General features: G+C 72.4%; 22 protein-coding genes. All 22 read left to right on the plus strand.

Annotation, left to right across the window (positions count from 1 at the left end):
* Positions 1 to 90 precede the first annotated feature (90 nt).
* The 22 genes from QSK10_RS25375 (at position 91) to QSK10_RS25480 (ending at position 23201) form a co-directional block, all read left to right on the plus strand.
* Entirely contained in the window at positions 91 to 1629 is a 1539-nt protein-coding gene (locus tag QSK10_RS25375) for a zinc ribbon domain-containing protein (protein ID WP_285665508.1), read from the plus strand.
* Between the two features lie 166 nt (positions 1630 to 1795).
* A complete protein-coding gene (locus QSK10_RS25380; RefSeq protein ID WP_285665509.1) occupies positions 1796 to 3319 on the plus strand; it encodes a phage tail sheath family protein in 1524 nt (507 codons plus the stop codon).
* Positions 3320 to 3347: 28 nt separating this feature from the next.
* A complete protein-coding gene (locus QSK10_RS25385) occupies positions 3348 to 3794 on the plus strand; it encodes a phage tail protein (RefSeq protein WP_285665510.1) in 447 nt (148 codons plus the stop codon).
* Positions 3794 to 4246, plus strand: a complete 453-nt coding sequence (locus QSK10_RS25390; protein WP_285665511.1) for a hypothetical protein — start codon at positions 3794 to 3796, stop codon at positions 4244 to 4246. Before QSK10_RS25385 ends, QSK10_RS25390 begins: the two co-directional genes overlap by 1 nt.
* Positions 4243 to 4401 carry a DUF6760 family protein gene (locus QSK10_RS25395; RefSeq protein ID WP_285665512.1) on the plus strand — a complete coding sequence of 53 codons (159 nt, stop codon included), beginning with the start codon at positions 4243 to 4245 and terminating at the stop codon, positions 4399 to 4401. Before QSK10_RS25390 ends, QSK10_RS25395 begins: the two co-directional genes overlap by 4 nt.
* Before the next feature lie 3 nt (positions 4402 to 4404).
* A complete protein-coding gene (locus QSK10_RS25400; protein WP_285665513.1) occupies positions 4405 to 7140 on the plus strand; it encodes a hypothetical protein in 2736 nt (911 codons plus the stop codon).
* 13 nt (positions 7141 to 7153) lie between these two features.
* Complete coding sequence (locus QSK10_RS25405; protein WP_285665514.1) at positions 7154 to 7591, plus strand: phage tail protein; 438 nt, start codon at positions 7154 to 7156, stop codon at positions 7589 to 7591.
* A gap of 1 nt (position 7592) precedes the next feature.
* On the plus strand, positions 7593 to 8348 hold the full coding sequence (locus QSK10_RS25410) for a CIS tube protein (RefSeq protein ID WP_285665515.1): 756 nt from the start codon (positions 7593 to 7595) through the stop codon (positions 8346 to 8348).
* Positions 8338 to 10119, plus strand: coding sequence for a VgrG-related protein (locus tag QSK10_RS25415; protein ID WP_285665516.1), 1782 nt, complete (start codon positions 8338 to 8340; stop codon positions 10117 to 10119). Before QSK10_RS25410 ends, QSK10_RS25415 begins: the two co-directional genes overlap by 11 nt.
* Positions 10120 to 10144: 25 nt before the next feature.
* Positions 10145 to 10429: a PAAR domain-containing protein gene (locus tag QSK10_RS25420; protein WP_285665517.1), complete on the plus strand. Its 285-nt coding sequence runs from the start codon at positions 10145 to 10147 to the stop codon at positions 10427 to 10429.
* Between the two features lies 1 nt (position 10430).
* Complete coding sequence (locus QSK10_RS25425; protein ID WP_285665518.1) at positions 10431 to 10862, plus strand: GPW/gp25 family protein; 432 nt, start codon at positions 10431 to 10433, stop codon at positions 10860 to 10862.
* The gene (locus tag QSK10_RS25430) at positions 10859 to 12796 is read left to right on the plus strand and encodes a putative baseplate assembly protein (RefSeq protein ID WP_285665519.1); all 1938 of its coding nucleotides are present in this window, start codon (positions 10859 to 10861) and stop codon (positions 12794 to 12796) included. Before QSK10_RS25425 ends, QSK10_RS25430 begins: the two co-directional genes overlap by 4 nt.
* A gap of 1 nt (position 12797) precedes the next feature.
* A complete protein-coding gene (locus tag QSK10_RS25435; RefSeq protein ID WP_285665520.1) occupies positions 12798 to 13358 on the plus strand; it encodes a phage tail protein in 561 nt (186 codons plus the stop codon).
* 10 nt (positions 13359 to 13368) lie between these two features.
* Positions 13369 to 13755 (plus strand): VOC family protein, encoded by a 387-nt coding sequence (locus tag QSK10_RS25440; RefSeq protein WP_285665521.1) that lies wholly within the window; start codon positions 13369 to 13371, stop codon positions 13753 to 13755.
* A gap of 272 nt (positions 13756 to 14027) precedes the next feature.
* Complete coding sequence (locus tag QSK10_RS25445) at positions 14028 to 15428, plus strand: HNH endonuclease signature motif containing protein (protein ID WP_285665522.1); 1401 nt, start codon at positions 14028 to 14030, stop codon at positions 15426 to 15428.
* A gap of 968 nt (positions 15429 to 16396) precedes the next feature.
* Complete coding sequence (locus QSK10_RS25450; protein ID WP_285665523.1) at positions 16397 to 16831, plus strand: DoxX family protein; 435 nt, start codon at positions 16397 to 16399, stop codon at positions 16829 to 16831.
* Between the two features lie 277 nt (positions 16832 to 17108).
* Positions 17109 to 18281, plus strand: a complete 1173-nt coding sequence (locus QSK10_RS25455; RefSeq protein ID WP_285665524.1) for an MFS transporter — start codon at positions 17109 to 17111, stop codon at positions 18279 to 18281.
* A gap of 188 nt (positions 18282 to 18469) precedes the next feature.
* The gene (locus QSK10_RS25460) at positions 18470 to 19093 is read left to right on the plus strand and encodes a helix-turn-helix transcriptional regulator (RefSeq protein ID WP_285665526.1); all 624 of its coding nucleotides are present in this window, start codon (positions 18470 to 18472) and stop codon (positions 19091 to 19093) included.
* Positions 19093 to 19746, plus strand: a complete 654-nt coding sequence (locus QSK10_RS25465; protein ID WP_285665528.1) for a Pvc16 family protein — start codon at positions 19093 to 19095, stop codon at positions 19744 to 19746. The genes QSK10_RS25460 and QSK10_RS25465 overlap by 1 nt, the downstream gene beginning before the upstream one ends.
* Positions 19743 to 21758 (plus strand): ATP-binding protein, encoded by a 2016-nt coding sequence (locus QSK10_RS25470; protein ID WP_285665529.1) that lies wholly within the window; start codon positions 19743 to 19745, stop codon positions 21756 to 21758. The genes QSK10_RS25465 and QSK10_RS25470 overlap by 4 nt, the downstream gene beginning before the upstream one ends.
* Positions 21759 to 21859: 101 nt before the next feature.
* A complete protein-coding gene (locus tag QSK10_RS25475) occupies positions 21860 to 22663 on the plus strand; it encodes an eCIS core domain-containing protein (RefSeq protein WP_285665530.1) in 804 nt (267 codons plus the stop codon).
* A 166-nt stretch (positions 22664 to 22829) separates the two neighbouring features.
* The gene (locus QSK10_RS25480) at positions 22830 to 23201 is read left to right on the plus strand and encodes a hypothetical protein (protein WP_285665531.1); all 372 of its coding nucleotides are present in this window, start codon (positions 22830 to 22832) and stop codon (positions 23199 to 23201) included.
* Positions 23202 to 23322 lie beyond the last annotated feature (121 nt).

The following is a 23322-nucleotide window of genomic DNA, read 5'->3' on the forward strand; positions in this document are numbered from 1 at the left end:
CGCTCATGGCGCACCCGAGGTCGCATCATGCGGCCTGACAAGGGCGTACACCCGGAGGGATCCTGCGAGAAAGACCCCCTGGGAGCAGCGATGGCGAATGTCTGCAGGCAGTGTGGACGGCACAATCCGGACGGGGCGCAGTTCTGCGCGAACAGCGACTGCGGCGCGTTCCTCGGCTGGGAGGCCGACGACGCCACGCCCGGCCCCGTCAGCGTCAACGCCGAGCCCCTGCGCACCGCCGCCCCGCAGAACGCCGCGGCGGGCATCAACCTCTCCGACACCACGCTCCAGGTAGAGCCCGGCGCCACGGTGGAGACCACCGCGACCGTCCGCAACGGCGGCAGCCAGGTCGAGGAGTTCGTGCTCATCGTCGTCGGCCCCGCCGCGCCGTGGGCGACGATCGAGCCCGCGCGGCTCCAGGTCTACCCGGGACAGGCGGCGACCGCGGTCATCCGCCTGGCGCCGCCGCGGCGTCCCGACACCCAGCCGGGGACGGCGTGGTTCACCGTCCGCGCCGCCTCGACGCTGCACCGGGGCCTGACCGCCGACGCGCAGGGCAGCGTCACCGTCGGCGCCTACCGGGAGCTGAGCGCGACGCTCACCCCGCAGCAGGCGCGCGGGCGCGGCGCCACCGCCCACACCGTCGAGGTGACCAACACCGGCAACGTCATCGAGCCCGTCCGCCTCGTCGGCTCCGACCCGACCGGCACGCTCATGTTCGACCTCGGCCCCGACGAGCGGCAGCTCCCGCCCGGCTCCCAGCGGGTCGGCTTCCACGTCCGCCCGCCCGGCAAGTGGCTCGGGCAGTCCAAGCGCTACCCGTTCAATGTCATCGTCGTGCCGCGCGAGCCCGCGCAGCCGATCCGGCTGGACGGCGACCGCGAGCTCATCCCCCGCATCGCCGGGTGGGTCCCGAAGGCCGCCGCCGGGCTGGTGGCCATCGCGCTGCTGCTGGGCGCCTACCAGTTCGTGCTCAAGCCGCGCCTGGCCGCCGACCCGACGCCCGGCCCGAGCGTCTCGACGCCCGCGCCGACGCCGGACGCCTCGAAGGCCCCGTCGGCCTCGCCGAGCGCCTCCCCGTCGCCCTCGGCGAGCAAGTCCCAGGGCCCGCCCCCGTTCGCCGACCCCAAGGTCACCAACGCGAACTGCTTCAACTACCCCGCCGAGCACCTGACCATCACCGACCAGGGCGCCACGGGGTGGACCCTCGACGAGAGCGGCTCGGGCACGCTGCTGACCTTCGACACCCAGGCCGACGCCGAGGCCGGGCTCCAGGTGGCCTCGCGCTACCAGAAGCTGTGCTGGATCGGGGCGAACAACACCCGTCCCGATCACTCCACATACGTCGTGGAGTACTGGCTCGGCCAGGACCCCAAAGTGCCCTTCCCACCGGAGAACGGCGCGTGCACCGCCTATGACAAAAAGGCCGTGCACTATCAGGCGGCCGGCGCCAACGGCTTCGCGCTCTTCGCCGGCGAGCAGCAGCTCCTCGGCGGCTTCCTGGACACCGAGCAGGACGCCAAGGACGCGGTGACCGTGGCCTCCGCATACAGCAAGCTCTGCGCGATCGGCCAGTGGAACGTGCGTCCCGACCACTTCGAGTACGTCACCTACTACTGGATTCCCTGAGCATCCGTTTCATGCCGGAACGCCCGCCCCGGACATTCGGCGGGCGGCCGCTCCAACATGCCCCATTGGGCACAAAAACGTTCCCGCACACACCGTCCGGTGGCCCCTGACAACAAAGGGGAGTCACCGGACGATCAATCCGAGGACACCTAGACCAGGAGGCAGCATGCCTACGTACTTGTCGCCAGGCGTGTACATCGAGGAGCAGGAGGCCGGGTCGCGCCCGATCGAAGGCGTTGGCACCGCTGTCGCCGCGTTCCTCGGGTTCGCCACGCAGGGCCCCTTCAATACACCGACCTTGGTGAGCAACTGGACGCAGTACACCCAGATCTTCGGGGACTTCGCTGCGGACTGCTACCTCGGCCAGGCGGTGTACGGCTACTTCCTCAACGGCGGCGGCAACGCCTACATCGTCCGGATCGGCGGCAACGGCCAGTCCGACGGCGCCGCGGACGCCTCCGGCCCGCAGGCGGCGCTCGGCAGCTACCGCGTGCGCGGCAAGGCGCTCCCGCCCGGCACGAACGTCACCGTCGAGATCACCGAGCCCGGCGGCGAGGACAAGCCCGCCGACCGCTTCAACGTCAAGGTCTCCCGCGACGGCCGTGTCGTCGAGACCTTCGAGAACCTGACCTTCCGCCGCGGCAAGGAGAACGTGGTCAAGGTCATCGCCGAGCAGTCGAAGACGATCACCCTGGAGGAGACCGCCACCGTCACCACCGCCCCGGCGGCCGGGACCGTGCAGCTGGTCGAGCCCGCGGCGGCCCCGTCGCTGCCCGCGCAGGTCGCCACCGACGACTACGTCGGCGACGTGTCGGACCGTTCCGGCGTCGGCGGCCTGGAGTCGATCGAAGAGATCACCATGGTGGCCGTCCCGGACCTCATGAGCGCCTACAACCGCGGCGCGGTCGACCTGGAGACGGTCAAGGCCGTCCAGCTCTCCGTCATCGCCCACTGCGAGGCGATGGGCAACCGCGTGGCGATCCTCGACCCGCCGCCCGGGATGAACGCCCAGCAGATCAAGGACTGGCGCGTCGACTTCGCCGGCTACGACTCGAAGTACGCCACGCTCTACTACCCGTGGATCAAGGTCTTCGACCCGGCCAGCGGCAGCAACGAGTTCGTGCCGCCGTCCGGCCACGTCGCCGGCCTGTGGGGACGCACCGACGCCGCCCGCGGCGTCCACAAGGCCCCGGCCAACGACGTCGTCCGCGGCGCCGTGACGCTGGAGAACACGCTGACCCGCACCGAGCAGGAGCTGCTCAACCCGCTCGGCATCAACTGCATCCGCTCCTTCCCCGGCCGCGGTATCCGGGTATGGGGCGCGCGGACCCTGTCGAGCGACCCGGCGTGGCGCTACCTGAACGTCCGCCGCCTGTTCAACTACCTCGAAGACTCGATTCTGCGCGGCACCCAGTGGGTCGTCTTCGAGCCGAACGACGACGCTCTCTGGTCGCGCATCCGCCGCACGATCTCGGCGTTCCTGGTCGGCGAGTGGCGCAAGGGCGCGCTGTTCGGGCTCACCCCGGACGAGGCGTTCTACGTCAAGTGCGACCGCGAGAACAACACCGCCGAGAGCATCGACGCCGGCATGGTCATCTGCGAGATCGGCGTGGCGCCCGTGAAGCCCGCCGAGTTCGTGATCTTCCGCCTGTCGCAGTTCTCCGGCGGCACCAGCGAGGTCAGCGAGTAACCCCCGCGTTTTCGAAAGGTAGGCGAACATGGCTCTTCCAGACCTTGACTCCTCAGTCGGCCACAGCTTCGGGCTTGAGTTCGACGGCGTCATGATCAAGAACATCACCGAGATCAGCGGCCTGAAGATGGAACAGGACGTCATCGATCTCAAGCAGAACACCGCCGACGGCAAGTACGTCATCAAGAAGCTGCCCGGCCGCCCCAAGGCCGGCGAGGTGACGCTGACGCGCGGTCTGACCGCCGACAACAGCTTCGAGAAGTGGGTCGAGTCGGCGCACTTCGGGAAGATGGCCGACGCCCGCAAGGGCGGCTCGATCATCGTCTTCGACTACGAGGGCATCGCGATCAAGCGGTACACGCTCACCAACGCGTGGCCGAAGAGCCTGGAACTGAACGCCCTCAAGGCGGGCGACACCTCCGTGCTCACCGAGAAGCTCGTCATCACCTACGAAGAGATGAAGCCGGCCGCCTGATGAAGCGCACGATCACCGCACCCCAGCAGGCGTTCCAAGGGGACGCCGACACGTCGATGGAGTCCGCGCCGGTCCGTGAGCCGCTGCGCACCGAGTTCGCCTTCACCCTGCCCCGCGGATACGTGGCCGCCGACGGCACCGTGCACCGGCACGGCGTCATGCGCCTGGCCACCGCCCGCGACGAGCTCGTCCCCCTGCGGGACGACCGGGTCCGGGAGAACGCGGCCTACCTCACCGTGGTGCTGCTGGCGCGCGTGATCACGTCCATCGGCGACGTCGACGACGTGCACGTGGGGGTCATCGAGAACCTCTTCGCCGCCGACCTGGCGTTCCTGCAGGACATGTACCGGCAGATCAACAGCGAAGGGCACACACGCGCGGCGGTCCGCTGCCCCGAGTGCGCGCACAACTTCGAGGTCGACCTGTCGGGCAGCCGCCTGGGGGAATCATGACGTACGCGACCAACCGGCTGCACGCGGAGATCGCGTACGTCGCCTACCACTTCCACTGGGGTCTCGACGAGATCCTCGACATGGAACACCGCGACCGGCTGGAGTACGTCCGGCAGATCGCGGACCTGAACAACCGGATCAACGGAGGGCGGTGAACCATGCGGTGGCCCTGGTCGAAGAAGGAGCACACGGAGGCTGAGGCGCCGTCGCCGCCCTCCGCGCCTCTCCCCGAGATTCGCGCGCCGCGCGGCGAGTGGCGCTCGCTGCCCGCCGTCCAGCGCGTCGTGGAGAGTCACCCCACGGTCAACCCGCCGGCCGATTTCGCCGCCGGGCTGACCACGCGCCGCACCACGGCGTTCCTGGGCAGCCTCGGGCACACCGTGTCCGGCTCGGCGCCCGGGGGAGTGGTGTCGGTGCAGGCCATCCGGACCTCGGACGTGTCGGACCTGCCGGTGCTGCGGGCGCTGCCCGCCGCCGACGAGTCCCGGCCCGCGCCGATGGTGCAGCGCTCCTTCGCCCCTTCGCCGTCGGCGGTCCTGCCGATCGCGCAGCCGCCGACGGCGGGCGTGGAGACACCGGCCGCGTGGGAGCTTCCGGTGGTCTCGTCCGGTTCGGACACGGCCGCCGCCACCGACGCCCCGGCATTCGCCGACGAGCCGGTCGCGCCGACCCTCGGCGGCGACATCTCGTCGTCGGCGCCGGAGCCGTCCACGGACGCGCCGGTCATCACCCACGAGTCCGCGCCGATGCCGGACACCCCCGTGGTCACCCGTCCCGTCGGCGGGCCCGTCGGGCCGCCCATCGTGCAGCGCAGCACGACCAGCATCGACCTGCCCTCGGCGCCCGCCTCGCGCCGCCGCGGCGGCCTCGGCCCGCCCATCTCCTCCAGCGTGGACGGCGCGCTCCCCGAGCACGCCGCGCCCTCACCCGAGGTGGCCCCGACACTCGGGACGGCCGACCCTTTGGGCGGTGAGACGGTGCAGCGCGCGGTGGCCACCCCGGTCACGCCGCCGCCCGTCGACCAGCCCGTCGTGCGCTCCACCCCACCCGTCGCCGAGCCGCCCGCGGTGCAGCGCCTGGCGCTGCCGGGGACGCCGGTGTCCGCGCCGGAGAGCACCGGCCCGTCCAGCTTCACCGACTTCGTGGCGGCGGCCTCGGCCCCGTCGGTGTCCACACCGGACACTCCCTCCTCCCCGGCGGCCGAGACCGCGCCTTCGGCGCCCTCCGTGCCGGACACCTCGGCGCCGCTGACCTCGGCGAGTCCGCTGACGGTGGCGCGGGCCGTGGACACGTCCACTTCTTCGCCTTCGATGTCCGTTTCGCCGGGCTCGGACACGTCCTCGGCCACCGGCGGCCCGGACCTGCCCGACCTCACCGTCGCCCGCTCGGCCGCACCCGGTACGCCGGCCGACTCGCCCTCGGTGAGCACCTTCGCGCCGCCGCCCGGCGCGCGCACGTCCGTCCCGGACGCCCCGGCCGTGTCCGGCGAGCCGGAGTTCGGCACCTCCTCGCCCGCGACCGAGACCGCGGCGGAGGCCACCGTGGACGCTCCCACTTCCGAAGGCCCCGCCTTCTCTGAAGGCTCCGTCTCCGCCGAGAGCCCCGCCGCCGAGAGCACGCCGTCCGCCGGTGAGCCCGAGGTCGTCGCCCAGCTGATCGGCGAGCGCGGCATCACCCCGCCGTCGGCGGGCGACTCCGCTTCCTCCTCGCCGGTGGGCGAGTCCGCGGTGAGCGCCGACGGGTCCGTGGGCCCGACCGTGCAGCGCAGCGCCGACACGCAGGCGGCCTCCCCGGCGCCGCTGTCGGCCCGGTCGTTCGCGCAGGACGGCACGTCCTCGCCCGCGAGCCTCCAGCGGCTCACCCCGCCGAGTGGCCCGGCCGCGTTCGAGGCGTTCGCGCCGGGCGCCGGTCCCGCCACCTCCTCTTCCTCGCCCTCGGCGGTCTCCCCGGCCTCGCCGGTGACCTCGTCGGCACCCCTGACGGTCGCGCGCTCGGTCGCGTCGCCGTCGGCGGAGCCCGCCTCCGGCGCGGCCTCGTCCGCCTCCTTCGCGCCGCCGGTCGTGGCGCGGCTGATCGGGGACCGCGGCCTGCCCGCGTCCTCGGCGGTCGCCAACCCGATCTCCTCGGCGGTGCGCCCGAACGACGGGGGCGACGGCGGAAGCGCCGCGACCGGCGGCTCCCCCGTGGCCGCCACGAGCGACGCGACACCCGTCGTCGTCCCCGTCTCCTACGGCGGCCCGCAGCTGTCGGCGCAGACCTTCACCACCGGTGGTTCGAACCCGGGCGGCTCGTTCACCGGTGGCAACTCCACGGCGTCCGGTGTGTTCGGCGCGGCCTCGCCGTCGTCGTCCTCGTCGCCGCAGTACGGGCCGGCCTCGGTGCAGACCTTCAGCGGCGGCTGGACCTCGTCCGGCTCGCTCACCCTCGCCGCGGGCAGCGGTGGGGCCACCGGCAACGGCGGCTCGATCAGCGTCCTGGGCGCGCCCTCGGCCGGTGCTTTCGGGAGTGGCGCGTTCTCCGGCGGCCCGGCCCCGGCGCCCTCGGGCGGCGCGGGTCCCCTGGTGCAGCGCGCGGCCTCGGCGCCCCCGGCGATGCCGATGGCCTCGCCCCCGCCGCCTCCTCCGCCGGTGGTGACCGAGGCTTCGCAGCCCTACTACGTCCAGCGGGCCGACGACGCCGCGCCGCCCCCCGCCGCCGACCCCCCACCGCCCGCCGCCGCCGAGCCCGCGCCCTCGGCGCCCGCCGCCCCCGCCCCCGGTGCCCCCGGGCAGGCGCAGGGAGAGGCACCCGAGGTGCTGCTCGCCAAGCTGTACGACCCGCTGCTGCGACGTCTGCGCGCCGAACTGCGCCACGACCGCGAGCGGCGGGGCATCGTGACCGACCTGTGGCACTGAAAGGAGCCGTCCCATGGCAGCGGACACCGAAGCGGTAGCGGTGAGCTTCGTCGTCAAGATCGACGACGAGAACCTCGGCGCGTTCAACTCATGCGACGGCCTGGGCGTGGAGTTCGTGATGGAGCAGCGCGAGGAGGGCGGCAATAACGGATACGTATGGCAGCTGCCCACCCGCATCAAGTACTCCAATGTGAAACTCAGCCGCCCGGTGACCAAGGCCTCGGCCAAGGTCACCAAATGGATCGCCAGCATGGCCAACGGCGTGAAGCGCAAGACGGCGACCATCGAGGCCCGCACGCTTGAGGGAACCGTCATCTCCACGTGGTCCCTGGTGGACGTGGTCCCGGTGCGCTGGACGGGCCCGCAGCTGTCGGCGGAGTCGCCGAAGGTCGCCACCGAGACCCTCGAACTGGCCCACCACGGTTTCCTCGCCCCGGGTTCGGGAGGCTGACATGTCCGGTCCGGTCACATTCACGTCCGCGGGAGGCGGCGGCGGAGCGCCGTCCAGCCTCCAGCGCGCCTACCTCGAACTGCGCGAGCCGCCCGCCGACGGCAGCACCGCCCAGCCGGGCGGGCCCATCGGCCAGATCCACTTCCAGTTCAACCCCAAGGAACTGAGCCTGTCCAAGAACGCGAAGTGGAAGCGCGACGCGCAGCGCAACGCGAAGAAGTCCGGGCCGCCGGAGTTCACCGGCTCCGACCCGGCGAAACTGACCTTGGAGATGTTCTTCGACGCCACCGACAAGATGGACGACAAGGTGGTGAAGAACGTCGAGAAGCTGTTCAACTGCTGCGTGCCCACCGACGCCTCGCGCGCGGCCAAGAAGGGCTCCCCGCCGTGGGTGATCTTCCACTGGGGACCCATGACCAGCTTCCCGTCCTACGTCGCCTCGGTGACCGCGAAGTACACCCTCTTCACCCCCAGCGGCACCCCCGTCCGCGCGGTCTGCACGGTCAACCTGGAGGAGATCTCCGGCGAGCAGGGCGGACAGAACCCCACCTCGGGTTCCCGCACCGCCCGCCGCGCGCACATCGTCACCGCCGGGGACACCCTCCAGTCCCTGTCCTACCGGACCTACGGGAACGCGAACCTGTGGCGGGTGATCGCCGAGGCGAACGAGATCACCGACCCCATGCGCATCCCGGTCGGCACGCGGCTCCTGGTGCCCGCGGCCGACGAGCTCCCGGATGGTGACAATGGCCAATGAGAGCTTCGCGAACACCCTCATCGTCGAGGTCGAAGGGACCGCCCTCCCCGCGGATGTGGCGTCCCTGCTGACCTGGGCGTGGGTGGACGCGTCACGCAACCTGCCCGACACCTGCGCGCTCCGCTTCCGCGACCCGCAGCGCGTCGCGCTGGAGAAGGGCAAGTTCAAGGTCGGCGCCAAGATCGCCGTCAAGGTCAACACCGCCGAACCCGGCGGGCCCAAGCCCCTCATGCAGGGCGAGATCACCGCCATCGAGCTCGACCTGGACGCCCACGGCAGCTTCACCGAGGTCCGCGGCCTCGACCTCGCCCACCGCCTCTACCGCGGCAAGCGCGTCGTCGCCTACCCCGACATGGGGCTCGCCGACGTCGTCCGGCAGGTGTGCGGCAAGGCCAGCGTGCCCGTGGGCACCATCGACGCCGTCTCCGGCGTCGGCGGCAAACCCAACACCCAGTTCTCCCAGGACAACGAGTCCGACTGGGAGTTCCTGTCGCGCCTGGCCGACCTGGTCGGCGCGCAGATCTCCTGCAGCGAGGGCAAACTCGACTTCAAGCTGCCCAAGCCGCCCAGCGAGGCGCCGCCGCAGTCGTCCTCGGCGACCACCGACCCGCTGGTCCTGGAGGCCAGCCGCAACCTGCTGTCCCTGCGCGCGGCCGTCACCGCCGCCGAGCAGGTCCCCAGCGTCGAGGTGCGCGGCTGGGACTTCGAGCACAAGCAGGAGATCACCGCCACCGAGACCCCGAAACTGGCCGGGACCGAGGCGTCCGGCGTGGACCCGACCGGCTGGGCCGGCAAGTTCAAGGCCCCGCCCTACCTGTCCACCTCCGCCGCCTACCACAGCCAGGGCGAGGTCAAGGCCGCCGCGAAGGCGCTCGCCGACCAGCTCGCCACCGCCGCCGCCGAACTCGACGGTGTCGCCAAGGGCAACCCGAAGCTGCGGCCCGGGCAGGCGGTCAGCCTCGCCGGCGTCGGCGATCCCTTTGTCGGCAAGTACACCCTGACCAGCACCCGCCACCTGTTCACCGAGTCCGCCGGGTACACCACGGCGTTCACCGTGTCGCACCGGCAGGAGCGCTCGTTGTACGGCGTCATCCAGGGCGGCAAGGCGCCCGGCGGGGCCGCGACCGGGCTGATGCCCGCGATCGTGTCCGACGTCCGGGACCCCCTCAAGCTCGGCCGGGTCAAGCTGACGTTCCCGTGGCTGTCGAAGGACTTCACCTCCGGCTGGTGCCGGACGGTGCAGCTGTCGGCGGGCAAGGACCGGGGTTCGTGGCTGCTGCCCGAGGTCGGCGACGAGGTCCTGGTCGGCCGCTGCGACGGCGACATGGACACCCTGTACGTCCTGGGCGGCCTCCACAACGGCAAGGACGTCGTCCCGAAGCTGTCGGCGCCCGGCATCGACGACGGCAGCGGCGAGATCAACGTGCGCGCCCTGGTGTCCCGCAAGGGGCACCGCATCGAGCTGGTCGACGGCAAGCAGGGCGAGGGCATCCTGCTGTCCACCGGGGACAAGAAGATCTTCCTGAAGTTCGACGTGTCCGGCAAGAAGATCGAGATCGAGAGCCCCGGCGAGATCAGCGTCAAGGGCGTCGGCATCAAGATCGACGCGCAGAGCGGCAACCTGGAGATGAAGGGCGCTCAAGTCAAGATCACCGGCCAGCAGTCGGCGGAGATGACCGCCACGCAGGTCAAGGTGAACGGTTCCGGGCAGGCGGAGTTCTCCGCGGGCGGCCCGGTCACCGTCAAGGGCGCGATCGTCCGCATCAACTAGTCCCGGCATAGAGAGGAGTACGGCGATGCCCATGGCGGCCCGCGTCGGGGACCCCACCGGTCACCCCGGCGTCATCACCGGACCCGGCGTACCAACCGTGCTCATCGGCGGCAAACCGGCGGCCGTGGTCGGCGACCTGCACACCTGCTCGTTCCCGCCCCCGCCGCCGCACCCCCCGACGCCCATCATCCCGCCGGGCTGCCCGACGGTCCTGATCGGCGGCAAGCCCGCCGCGCGCGTCGGCGACATGTCGGCGTGCGGAGCGCCGATCCTGCCGCCGGGCTGCCCGACCGTCATGATCGGGGGCTGAGATGGCCGAGGAGTTCATCGGCGCGGGATGGGCCTTCCCGCTACGGACCGATGCCACCGGCTCGATGGCCCTGGTCAGCGGCGACCGGGAACTGGTGGAGGCCATCCACCTGATCCTGGCCACCGCGCCGGGCGAGCGGCCCATGCGGCCGGAGTTCGGCTGCGCCATCCACGATCTCGCCTTCGCCCCGGCGGACGCGGCCACCGCCGGGCGCATCGCCTACGAGGTGCGCATCGCGCTGGAGCGGTGGGAGCCGCGCGTGACCCTGGAGGACGTCGTCATCGACTTCGACGAGGTCGACCAGGGACGGCTCCTCATCGAGATCATCTACTCGGTTCGCGGCAGCAACGACCCGCGCAACCTGGTGTTCCCCTTCTACATGATCCCCTCGGAGGAGACCGCGGAGATGCCCGCACAGGACGGTGAGCGATGAGTCTGCCCGTACCCAACCTCGACGACCGCAGGTTCCAGGACCTCGTGGACGAGGCGAAGCGGATGGTGCAGCAGCGCTGCCCGGAGTGGACCGACCATAACGTGTCCGACCCCGGAGTCACGCTCATCGAGACCTTCGCGATGATGGTCGACCAGCTGCTCTACCGCGTCAACCAGGTCCCCAGCCTGCACTACCTGAAGTTCCTCGACCTGATCGGCGTGAAACTGTTCCCGCCGACCGCCGCGCGCGGCGACGTCACCTACTGGCTGTCGGCGGCGCAGGAGACGGTGGTCCAGGTGCCCGCCGACTCGCAGGTGTCGACGCCGTTCACCGAGACCGAGCAGCCGGTGGTGTTCCGGACGGTCAAGGAGCTCGACATCGTCCCGTGCAGCCTGGCGCACATCCTCACCCAGTCCAATGGCGCGCGGCCGGTGGAACGCACCGGCGACCTGCTCGCCGGGACCGGCCTGTCGTGCTTCCAGACGCAGCCGACCGTCGGCGACGCGGTGATCTTCGGGCTGTCCGACGCGGTGCCGAACTGCGCGGTCCTGCTGCGCATCGAATGCAACGTCGAAGGCGTCGGCGTCGACCCGCGCGACCCGCCCCTGGCGTGGGAGGCGTGGAACGGGCACGGGTGGTCGGCCTGCGAGGTCGACCGCGACACCACCGGCGGTTTCAACAAGGCCGGTGACGTGGTCCTGCACGTGCCCGAGACGCACGCGCCCTCCGTCGTGGACAACCGCCGCGCCGGCTGGATCCGCTGCCGCCTCGTCGCGCCCGCCGAGGGACAGCCGTTCTACCAGCAGCCCCCGCGCCTGACCTCGGCCACCGCCAGCACCATCGGCGGGACCGTCACCGCGATCCACGCCCAGGTCGTCCGCAACGAGATCACCGGCATGTCCGAGGGCGTTCCCGGGCAGCGGTTCCCGCTCGCGCACAGCCCCGTGGTCGCCTCCGAGCAGCCGTTCAACGTGGACGTGTCCGGTGTGGACGGCTGGCAGGAGTGGACCGAGGTCACCTCCTTCGCGCGCTCCGGGCCCGCCGACAAGCACTTCACCGTCGACCGCACCTCCGGCCAGCTGCACTTCGGGCCCGCCGTCCGCGAACCCGACGGGAGCTTCCGCCACTACGGCGCCGTGCCCGCCAAGGGCACCGCGATCCGCGTCCAGGAGTACCGCACCGGCGGCGGCCGCGCCGGCAACGTCGCCCGCGGGATGCTGCGCGTGCAGCGCGACCCCGTCCCGTTCGTGTCGACGGTGACCAACCGCCGTCCCGCGACCGGCGGCGTCGACGGCGAATCGGTCGAGGACGCCTCGATCCGCGGCCCGCTGCTCCTGCGCACCCGCGAACGCGCCGTCACCGTCGACGACTACGAGCAGCTCGCCGCCGAGGCCGCCCCCGACCTCGCGCGCGTGCGCTGCGTCCCCGTCGCCGAGGACCCCGGCGCCGTCCGCCTGCTGGTCGTGCCCTCGGTCTCCGACCCCGGCGACCTCCAGCTCAACCAGCTCGACCCCGCCGAGGACACCCTGGCGCGCATCGCGTCCTTCCTCGACGAGCGGCGCTGCCTCGGCTCGCGCATCTCCGTCGAACCCCCCTACTACCAGGGCGTCACCGTCGTCGCGCAGATGCGCGCCAAGCGCCGCAGCTCGCCCGAGGCCCTGCAGACCCGCGCCATCCGCGCGCTCTACAAGTACCTCAACCCCATCGTCGGCGGCGCCGACGGCCGCGGCTGGCCCTTCGGGCGGCCCGTGCAGTCCGGAGAGATCTTCTCGGTCCTCCAGCAGCTGCCCGGCGTCGAACTCGTCGAGGACGTCCGCCTCTTCGGCGCCGACCCCGCCACCGGCAAGCGCGGCTCCGCCGTCCAGCGCCTCGACCTGACCCCGCACGCCCTGGTGTTCTCCTACGGGCACCAGGTCCGGGTAACGGAGGAGTGACATGAGAGCCGGAATCCCGGGCCTGACGACTCCCCACCCCATCGGGGAGTCGCTGCCCGCCGTCTACGCCGAGGACGAGTTCGCCCAGCGCTTCACCGCCGCGCTCGACGACGTCCTCGCGCCCGTCTTCGCCGTCCTCGACAACTGGCCGTCCTACCTGGACCCCGCCATCGCGCCCGAGGACATCGTCGACTGGCTGGCGACCTGGGTCGCGCTGCCCATCGACGACAGCTGGAGCATGGAACGCCGCCGCGAACTGGTCGCCTCGGCCGTCGAGCTGCACCGCTGGAGCGGCACGAAGAAGGGCCTCGCCGAACACGTCCGCCTGCTCACCGGCGGCGACGTGGAGATCACCGACAACGGCGGCTGCGTCTACTCCCGCACCGCCAACGGGCCCCTCCCCGGCACCGCCACCCCCGGCATCGAAGTCCTCGTCCGCGTCACCACCACCGCCGCCGTCGACGTCGCCCGCCTCTCGGCCACCGTCGCCGACGCCGTCCCCGCCCACGTGCCCACCAGCATCCGCGTCGTACCCACCGGGAGGGCCTCGGTCCCCGGGTAGCGTCGGGGACATGCGCGTATCGGACATCGTGATCGACTGCCCCGACCCGGCCGCGCTCGCGCGGTTCTACTCGGGACTCCTGAGCGGGCCCACCACCGGCGGAATCGCCGGTGAGATCGTCCGCGAAGAGGACGACTGGGTCACCGTCGACCTCGGCGGCGGCCCCCGCCTGGCCTTCCAGCTCGCCCCCGGCCACGTCCCACCCGCCTGGCCCGACCCGTCCCGGCCCCAGCAGTTCCACCTCGACCTGGAGGTGGACGACATCGACGAAGCGCGCGCCCTGGCGGAAACCCTGGGCGCGCGCTTTGTAGAGGAGCACGTGGGGGAGCGGGGGTACGGGTTCGTGGTGATGATCGACCCGGCGGGGCACCCGTTTTGTTTGTGCAGGACGGAGTAGGGCGGGGCGGTCCGTCCCACCCCGGCCCTCGCCTCGCGAGTGCGCGGCGTCCGTCCGGCGCGCCATCCCACACCCTCCTGCGGCCCGGCCCGTCCGTCCACTCACGACGAACGGCAGCTGAACCATCCTCAAGCGCCGTACGAAATGCGGCTTATTGACGAGATCGGCCGGATCTGTCAGGATGTCGGAGAAGCCCCGCTCATTGGCGCACCGCCGTATCTCGCGCGGACACGCATCACCGGGAGTCCCTTCACCCTGGCATTGGAGCGCTCATGCTCGCGCCGCTCTTTCCCGCCGCCGTCTCCCTGCCCGATCTGCTCTCGCGCATCTCCGGCGTCCGCCGCGAGGAGGGCTCGATCCTCGCCGCGCTCTCCGTCGTCCACCGCCGTGGTGATCTCGCCGCCGAGGGTTTCCCGTCGCTGTCCACCTGGCTCATGGTCCACGCCGGACTGTCCAGCGCCAGGGCCCGCTCCTGGCAGCGCGCCGCGACCGAGATGCCCTTCCTCCCCGCCCTCGCCGAGGCCCTCTCCCGCGGCGAGATCTCCATCGAGCACGCCCTGCCCGTCTTCCACGCCACCGCGCGCGGCCACCGCGAGACCTTCACCCGCGAACTCGCCGAGCCCGTCCCCTCCGACTACGTCCCAGGCCATCGCCTCCACACCCTCGACGAGGTCTTCGCCGACATCGCCCGCCACGAACTCCCCGGCACCGTCGCCGCCGCCGTCAAGGAACTCCTGTCCCGCATCGACGAGGAACGCCAGGCCCGCGAGTTCACCGCCCGCCTCGACCGCCGCCACGTCAGCCTCACTCCCACCCTCGACGGTTCCTGGCACCTCGCCGGGCACCTGGACGACCTCGCGGGCGCCACCGTGTCCGCCGCCCTCGACTCCCTCACCCGCCCCGACGGCGAAGGCGACCGCCGCACCGCCGGCCAGCGCCGTGCCGACGCCCTCCGCGAACTCGCCGAGAACCCGCCGCCCGACCTCACCGGACCCCGCCTCACCCCACCCACCGTCGTGGTCACCATCGACCACGAAGCCCTCGTCACCAAGGTCTCCGCCCTCCCCGACGCCGGACTCCACGACCGCGCCCTCACCAACCCCTGGGCCGACCTCGACGGCACCCCCATCCCGCCCGCCATCGCCCGCCGCTTCGCCTGCGACGCCCGCGTCCTCCCCGCCGTCCTGAACGGCGACGGACGCGTGCTCGACCTCGCCCGCACCCGCCGCCTCGTCTCCATCGCCCAGCGCCGGGCCCTGTCCATCGAGCAACCCACCTGCGCCTTCCCGCACTGCACGGTGTCCTGGCGCCGCTGCGAGGCCCACCACATCCATCCCTGGAGCGAAGGAGGCCCCACCACCCTCGACAATCTCGCCCACCTCTGCCCCAACCACCACGGCACCGCGCACGGCGAGGCCTGGACCTTCACCCGCATCACCGCCCCCGACCCCGAACGCGGCCACACCCCCGGCGATCTCCTGTGGACGGAGACGACCAGCGGCCGCGAGTTCACCGTCGCCCCCCGCCGCCACAAACGCCGAAAACCCACGGCACCCCCGAACCGCAGCGCGGCGACCCGGCCGAGCCCGCGCTCGATGGGAGGCGCGAGACCACCACGGGAGCGGCCACAAGAGACGGTCGCGGAGGGGCGGAAGGAGTCTGCGAAGTCATGAGGAGCTTGGAAACCCGCCACCCGAGCCACGCACGCACCCGCACCCGCCGCCAGCCACCAGCCGGACGACCCGCCCCGCCCGCCCACCCGAGTACCCGGCCGCCCGGCAACTCACCCACGCGTCCGGCTCCGCCCGCCTGCTCGCTCGACCGAGGCCCACCACCGGCCAGCCCACCCGCCCGATTCCCGCCCACCCGATCCCGCTCGCTCGACCGCTTCCCTGCCCACCCGCCGACCCCGGCAACCTGCCCACCCGGTTCCCACCAGCCACTCGCCCGGGGCCGACCGCCTCCCTTCCCATCCGCCCAGTCCCGCCAACCCAACCGCCTGATCCCCGCTCGCCCGGCGGAGACCGACTGCTTCCTTTCCCAACCGCCCGATCCCCGCCAACCCGCGCCCGGCCGAGGCCGACCCGGTGCCGTCATGTCGCCGGGGCGGTGAGGGCGTTCGAGCCGCGCACTCGCCCGCGTATCCGGGCACCCGGCATGCACTCGTTCGCGCACGGGATCCTGCGGCCCGCGTCTCGTGGTCGTGGCCTCGACACGAGCACGGGGTGGACCGAGAGGGGTTACCCGCAAGCCGATCCTGTCGGGCACGAAGCCCGAGCAGCTTCCCCATCCGCCCAAGCCCATCTCACCCAAGCCCGCCCCGCCCAAGCCCGGCTCGGCTCGGCTCGGCTCGGTTCGGCTCGGCTCGGCTCGGCTCGGCCGAGCATCGTCCGGCACTGGCACTGGCACTGGCACTGGCACCCGCACCGGCACCGATTCCGCCGCAGCGGCCATCGGGGCAACCCGCTCCGCGCCGCGGTTCCTCTGCCGGAGGCCCGTCGCGTCGGCCGTGTCCATTGTGTCCATAGCGGCCGCCGTGACCCGCACCGCTGTTCGCCCGGTCACATTCCCTCGCTCCGGCCGGTCATCCCGGTGGCCGCCCGTTCGGGCCGGTCTCGTCTCAGCGACCGGAGATCACCGCATGACATCCCGTCCCTTGGTCCGCCGACTCGTCACCGTCTTCTACTGGATCATCGCCCTGGAGTTCCTCGTCGGGGCCGTCACCAAGTACTGGCCCGGCACGGGGCCGCTCGGGTCCGATTACGCCGCCAAGTTCACCGGGTGGGGATATCCGGCGTGGGTGCGCTTCCTCGTCGGATCGATCGAGCTGGTGTGCGCGGTCCTGCTGGTGATCCCGAACCGGCGGGCGAGGTTCCTCGGCGCGGGTTCGCTGGTGCTGCTGCTCGTCGGGGCCGTGACGACCCACATCGTCAACCACGACCCGGTCTCGGAGAGCACCGCCGCTCCGCTGCACCTGGTCATCACCGCTGTCTTCGCGCTGGTCAACTGGCCCGCGCACTGGACCGACCTGCTCCCCGGGCGGCGCGGACGGGTGGGCGCCGCGACCGGCGGCTGACACCGGAGCCTGGCCGGGTGGACGGCGCCGGGTCCGCGAACGCACCCGCGCCGGGCCGTGGGGACGCACGCGGCCGCGCGCCGCCGAACGCGGCAATCGCCGTGGCCCCTCTCGCGACGACACTCTGATGGGCGAGATGGAGGTGGGTGTCCCGAGCCGTGTCACCACGGCGTGAGCCGCCCACCCACCCCGGCCGTTTCCCGACATCACCCTCCCCGCCCACTCCCTCGTCGCATCCCCGCCAGCCGTCACCCTCCACCCCGGCTTCCCTTGCGGTATGCCGAAACCACGGATCACCGTCGCCGCGCTCGCCGCCGGGATCTTCACGATCGTCACCGTGGAGATCCTGCCGATCGGGCTGCTCCCGTCGATCGCCGCCGATTTCGGCGTCGGGGAGGGCACGGCGGGCCTCGCCATGACCATGCCGGGGCTCGTCGCGGCGGTCGCGGCGCCGGTGGTCACCGTCGCCACGCGGCGGTTCGAGCGGCGGGCGATGCTGGTGGCGTTGTTGTCGCTGCTGGGGGTGGCGTGCGGGGTGGCGGTGGTGGCGACGTCCTTCTGGGCGCTGCTGGGCTCGCGGCTGCTGGTGGGGGTCACGATCGGGGGCTTCTGGTCGATCGGGACGGGGCTGGCCCCTCGCCTGGTGCGGGACGGGGGCCGCGCGACGGCGGTGATCTTCGCGGGCGTCCCGGCGGGCTCGGTGCTGGGCGTGCCGCTGGCGACGATGCTCGGCGAGGCCGCGGGATGGCGGACGTCCGTCGCGCTGCTGGGGGCGTTGAGCGGGGCCGTCGCGGTGGTCATCGCGCTCGCCTCGCCGCGGCTGCCCGCGGAGACGCCGACGAGCGCCGCCGTCCTCGTGCGGGCACTGCGGAGGAGCCCGGTGCCGCTGGCGGTGACGGTCCTGGTGGTCCTCGCGCATTTCGGCGCCTACACGTATGTGACGCCGTTGCTGAAGGCCGAGGGGGCCGCGGCCGGTCCGCTGCTGCTCGTCTACGGCGCCGCGGGGATCGCCGGGAACTTCGCCGCCGGGGCGCTGGGGCACCGCCCGGGGGTGTTCGCGGGGGCGGCGGCGTCGATCGGGTTGGCGGCGTTGGCGTTGCCGCACGTGCCGCCGGTGGCCGCGCTGGTGGTGTGGGGGTTCGCCTACGGGGCCGTGCCCGCCTGTTCGCAGCACCTGTTCGCGGCGCGGGCGCCGGGAGAGGCGGCGACCGTTCTGTTCACCGCTTCCTTCCAGGCGACGATGGGGGCCGCCGCGGCGCTGGGCGGTCTGCTCGTGGACGCCGCGGGCCCGGCGGCCGTCATGACCGCCGCCGCGCCCCTCGCGCTGGCCGCCGCGATGCTCGCCGGGCGCGCCGGGTTGGGGCCGCGCGGGCAGAGCGGGGGTGTACCCCTCGTCCGAACGGTCAAACGCGAGCCGCCCGTTAAGGCAGTCAAGGCTACTGGCGGGTAGCTCACACCGGCCTCACGCCACCCGACGAAACCGGGACGAAAAATCACCCGATCGGCTGTATCTGGCGCGATTCCTGCCCGAAAGTGCCGCCCGATGGGGCCCGGAGAGTCCGCGTTGAGTGCACGGATAGTCCGTGAGGGCATTCTGACTCCCTGGCTATGTATGAACGATCTGCCGGGGAGGCGAACATGAGCCGGGTTTCGGTCTACCTACAGGCGAACGACCCGATCTGCCGGGCGGGGCTGGCGAGCCAGCTGCGCCCGCGACCTGAGGTCCTCGTTCTCGATGAAGAAGAGTCGGCGCGCGCGGAAGTCGGCGTCGTAGTGAGCGACACCGTGGACGCCGAGGCGCTGCGGTCGATGCGCGCGCTGCGGTGCCTGGGGATCCCGCGGCTCGTCGTGGTGGCGGGGCGCATCGACGAGGCGGACCTCGTCAATGTCATGGAAGTGGGTGTCGCGGGGGTCGTGCGGCGGGCGGAGGCCACCGCCGACCGTCTCGTCTCGGTGATCACCTCGGCGGCCGTGGGCGAGGGCGCGGTCCCGCCGGACCTGCTCGGCCGGCTGCTGACCCAGGTCGGCCGCCTCCAGCGGCAGGTCCTCGGTCCGCGCGGGCTGGCCTTCTCCGGCCTCGCCGACCGGGAGATCGAGGTGCTCCGTCTCGTGGCCGAGGGTCTGGACACCGCCGAGATCGCCCGCAAGCTCGCCTACTCCGAGCGCACCATCAAGAACGTCCTGCACGACGTCACCAGCCGGCTCCAGCTGCGCAACCGGGCACACGCGGTCGCTTACGCGCTGCGGAACGGACTCATCTGATGATCCACGAGGTCGACGAGGCGTTGCGAACGCTCATCCGGGACGAAGCGCTGCGGGGAACCGACATCGAGGTGGCCTTCGAAGCGCCCACGAAGGACTGGGCGGCCCGGCGCAACGCGCCGACCGTGAACCTGTACCTCTACGACATCCGCGAGGACCTGCGACGCAAGTCGCGCGGCATGGTCAACGAATACAACACCGACGGGACGGTCGCCGCCCGGCACCTCCCGCCGCGATACGTCAAGCTCTCGTACCTCCTGACCGCCTGGACGCAGCGGCCCGAGGACGAGCACCGCCTGCTGTCGCTGCTCCTGCTGGGCTTCATCAAGTACGAGGCGATGCCCAAGCACGTGATGGGCGGCAGCATCGCCGAACTGGGCATGCCCGTGCCCATGACCGTCGCCCTGCCCCCGCCCGAGGACCGCGCGTTCGCCGACGTGTGGACCGCCCTCGGCGGCGAGCTGAAGCCCTCGCTGGACCTGGTCGTCAGCACGCCCGTCACCGGCGTCCGGTTCCCCGCCGCGGGTCCCGCCAAGGCCGGTGTCAGCCTGCACGCCGACGGCGACGAGCCCGTCCACCACTCACCCGTCGTGGGCACCGAAGAAGAAGAGGAACCACGCGTGGCGATGCGCCGGGAACGGCGGGTCCCGTGACCGTAGCCGGACGCGCGCTGCTCCAGCGCCTCATCGCGCTGGAGCAGCGCATTCGCGCCGCGGTGGCCGCCCGGCGCGCCACCGACCCCAACCCGGACGACCCGTTCCGGGGCCTGTACCTGTCCGACGCGGCCGTCGACGAGCTCCTGGAGACCCCGCGCGACCCCTACCAGGGCGGCGACCCCGACGACACCGGCGACCCGGCCTCGCGCCTGGCGCTGCTGGCCAAGGGCGCCGGGCTGTCGGCGCTGGACGTCGACCTGCTGCTGGTCGCGCTCGCCCCCGACGTCGACAGCCGCTTCGAGCAGTTCTACGGCTACCTGAACGACGACGTCACGCGCCGCCGCGCCACGGCGGGCCTGGCGCTGCGGCTGTGTGGGTACACCGAGGCGGACGCCACGGGCCGCGCGCGGCTCGACGCGGGCGCGCCGCTGGTCCGCACCGGCCTGCTCAATGTCGACGAGCCGGACCGGCCGTTCCTGTCGCGGACCCTGCGCGTGCCCGACCGCACCGTCGCGCACCTGCTCGGCGACGACCGGGCCGATCCCGACCTCGCCGGGGTCCTCGCCGGGGACGACCTGACGCGCCTGCCGTCCACGCCCGACTCCGAGCGCCTGGCGCGCGCGGTGGCCACCGGGGTGAACCTGGTGTACCTGCGCGAACGCACCGGCGCCAGCGGCCTGGCGTGCGCGGCGGCGGCCTTCGAGGCCAACGGCCTGAGCGTCCTGGGCGTGGACGCCGAACGGCTCGCCACGCTCTCCGAGGCGCCCCAGCTGATCCGCGCCGTCGTCCGCGAGGCCGTGCTGCGCGGCGCGGGCGTGGCCTGCGGCCCGGTCGACGGGCTCGTCCCGACGAGCATCCTGGAGGCCTTCGCGGGCGTCCCGGTGCCGCTGGTCCTCTACGGCACCAGCGGCTGGGACCCGCGCTGGAGCCAGCGCCCGCCGCTGCAGTCCGACGCGATGCCGCTCACCGCCGTTCAGCGCGCCGACATGTGGCGCGACGCCCTCCACGGACGCACCGCACCGCACGTGGACGCCGCGGCGGCCACCGCGCACTTCGTCCTGGGCGCCCTGGCGGTGCGCCGCGCGGCCGATGCCGCCGACATCGCCGCCCGCGTCGAGGACACCACCGTCGACATCGACCACCTGCGCTACGGCGCGCGCGGCCAGAACGCCGCCGGGCTCGAACGTCTCGCCCGGCGCATCGAACCCACCGTCGACTGGGCCGACCTGGTCCTGCCCGAGAACGTGCTGGCCGGCCTGAAGGAACTCGCCGCCCGCGCCCGGCACCGCGACACGGTGCTCGGCGAGTGGCGGATGCGTCCCGGCGGCGGTCGCGGTCGCGGCGTCACCGGCCTGTTCGCCGGCGACTCCGGGACCGGCAAGACGATGTCGGCCGAGGTCATCGCCACCGGGCTGGGCCTCGACCTGTACACCGTCAACCTCGCCACCGTGGTCGACAAGTACATCGGCGAGACCGAGAAGAACCTGGAGCGCATCTTCACCGAGGCCGCCGGCGTCAACGGCGTCCTGCTCTTCGACGAGGCCGACGCGATCTTCGGCAAGCGCTCCGAGGTGCGCGACGCCCACGACCGCTACGCCAACGTGGAGAGCGCCTACCTGCTCCAGCGGATGGAGACCTTCGACGGGCTGGCGATCCTCGCCACGAACCTCCGCGCGAACCTCGACGAGGCCTTCACGCGGCGGCTCGACGTGGTGGTCGACTTCCCCGTCCCGGACGAGAGCCTGCGCCAGCGCCTGTGGGAGACCTGCCTCGGGCCGCGCGTGCCGCGCGCGTCCGACGTCGACCTGGGTTTCCTGGCGAACAACTTCGAGCTCGCCGGCGGGCACATCAGGTCGGCGGCGGTGACCTCCGCCTACCTCGCGGCGGAGGCGGCCAGGCCCGTGGGCATGGCCGACGTCATCGGCGCCGTCGCCCGCGAGTACCGCAAGCTGGGCCGCATGTGCCTGGAACGCGAGTTCGGCCCGTACATGGAGTACGCCGCCGTCTAGCTGCCCTTTCGTGCAGTGCCTTCGGCTCCGGTGCCCCTTGCGTCACCGGAGCCGCGGGGCCACCCTGGAAGGTGGAGACACGCGAGGACAGGGGCTTCACGATGCGTGGCAGCGAACACGGACACGACCACGGCTTCGAGACCGAGCACAGTTCCCGCCCCAAGGGCGACCACCTCGAAGCCACTCCCGACACCGAACTCCTCGGCCAGGCCGCCGCGGCCGGGCGCCGTGACGTCCTCGGCCCGCCCGGAATTCTCGGCCTGCAGCGCCTGGCGGGCAACGCCGCCACCTCGGCGGTCATGGAAGAGGAACGCTCTCCCGTGCACGACGTGGTCAACTCCGGCGGCGGCAGCTCGCTGGACAACGAGACCCGCTCGGACATGGAGGGACGCTTCGGCACGTCCTTCTCCGACGTCAAGGTGCACACCGACGGCGCCGCGCACGCCTCGGCGAAGTCGGTCAACGCGCAGGCCTACACCGTGGGCAACAACATCGTCTTCCAGAGCGGCAACTACAACCCGGGCAGCGACGCCGGACGCCACATGCTCGCCCACGAGCTCACCCACGTCGTCCAGCAGCGCAGCGGGCCCGTCGACGGCAGCGACGCCGGCGGCGGCGTGAAGGTCTCCGACCCCGGCGACCGCTTCGAGCGCGAGGCCAGCGACAACGCCGACAAGATGATGGCCGAGCCCTCGGTCCAGCGTTGCGGCGACGGCTGCGGCCACGACCACGGCGGCGGCGAGAGCGTGCAGACCTACGTCCCCTCGGCCACGGTGCAGCGCGAGGGCGGCGAGGAAGAGGAAGAGACCGCCCAGACCTACGTGCAGCGCGAGGAAGAGGAAGAAGAGACCGCGCAGACGTACGTCCAGCGTGAGGAAGAGGAAGAGGCGCCCGAGCAGGCGTGACGACCGTCCACCGGCCGCGCGGACGCCCGCGCGGCCCCGTGCCGTGCGCTCGCCCGTCCGGGCGGCCCGGACGGTCCCCAATCGCTGCCCTCGGCGGCCTACCCGCGCTTGCGTCCCGTGCCCACAATGGATGACCACGAGACCCGCACCCCGCGAGGAGGAGCACGTGGCACCCAAGCCGATTCGCCGTGAGAGCGCCGATGCCGTCAAGATCCCGGCGAACCGCTGGCACCGGGTGGAGTGGGGTGGCGACGCGGTGAACGGCCCCGCGCTCTACCACGCCCTGTTCGCCGCGACCCTCCAGGACGTGACGCCCGGCTCGCAGATCCAGATCCGGACCTTCCACACCGCCGACGGGGGCAAGAGCGACCGCACCACCGTCGAGCGCATCGCCACCGACGGCGCCACGTTCATCGACATGTCCGCCGCCGAGGAGCTGCCCGAGGGGGCCGCGCTCGGGTTCGAGCTGCTCGTGGTCGACGCGGCGCACTCAACGGTGACGCTGGAGCGGGTCGCGCTGACCGGTTACCACTGGTAGAGCACACGTAGAAGGGCCGCCCTCGTCGCACTCCCATCTCAAGGGCGTGAGGACGGCCCTGCCCATCTTGTCGATGGGCACGAGAAGGGCCGCCCTCGTCGCACTCCGAGGGCGGCCCTGA

The sequence above is a fragment of the Actinorhabdospora filicis genome, from assembly GCF_030269765.1.
Taxonomy (GTDB): Bacteria; Actinomycetota; Actinomycetes; order Mycobacteriales; family Micromonosporaceae; genus Actinorhabdospora; species Actinorhabdospora filicis.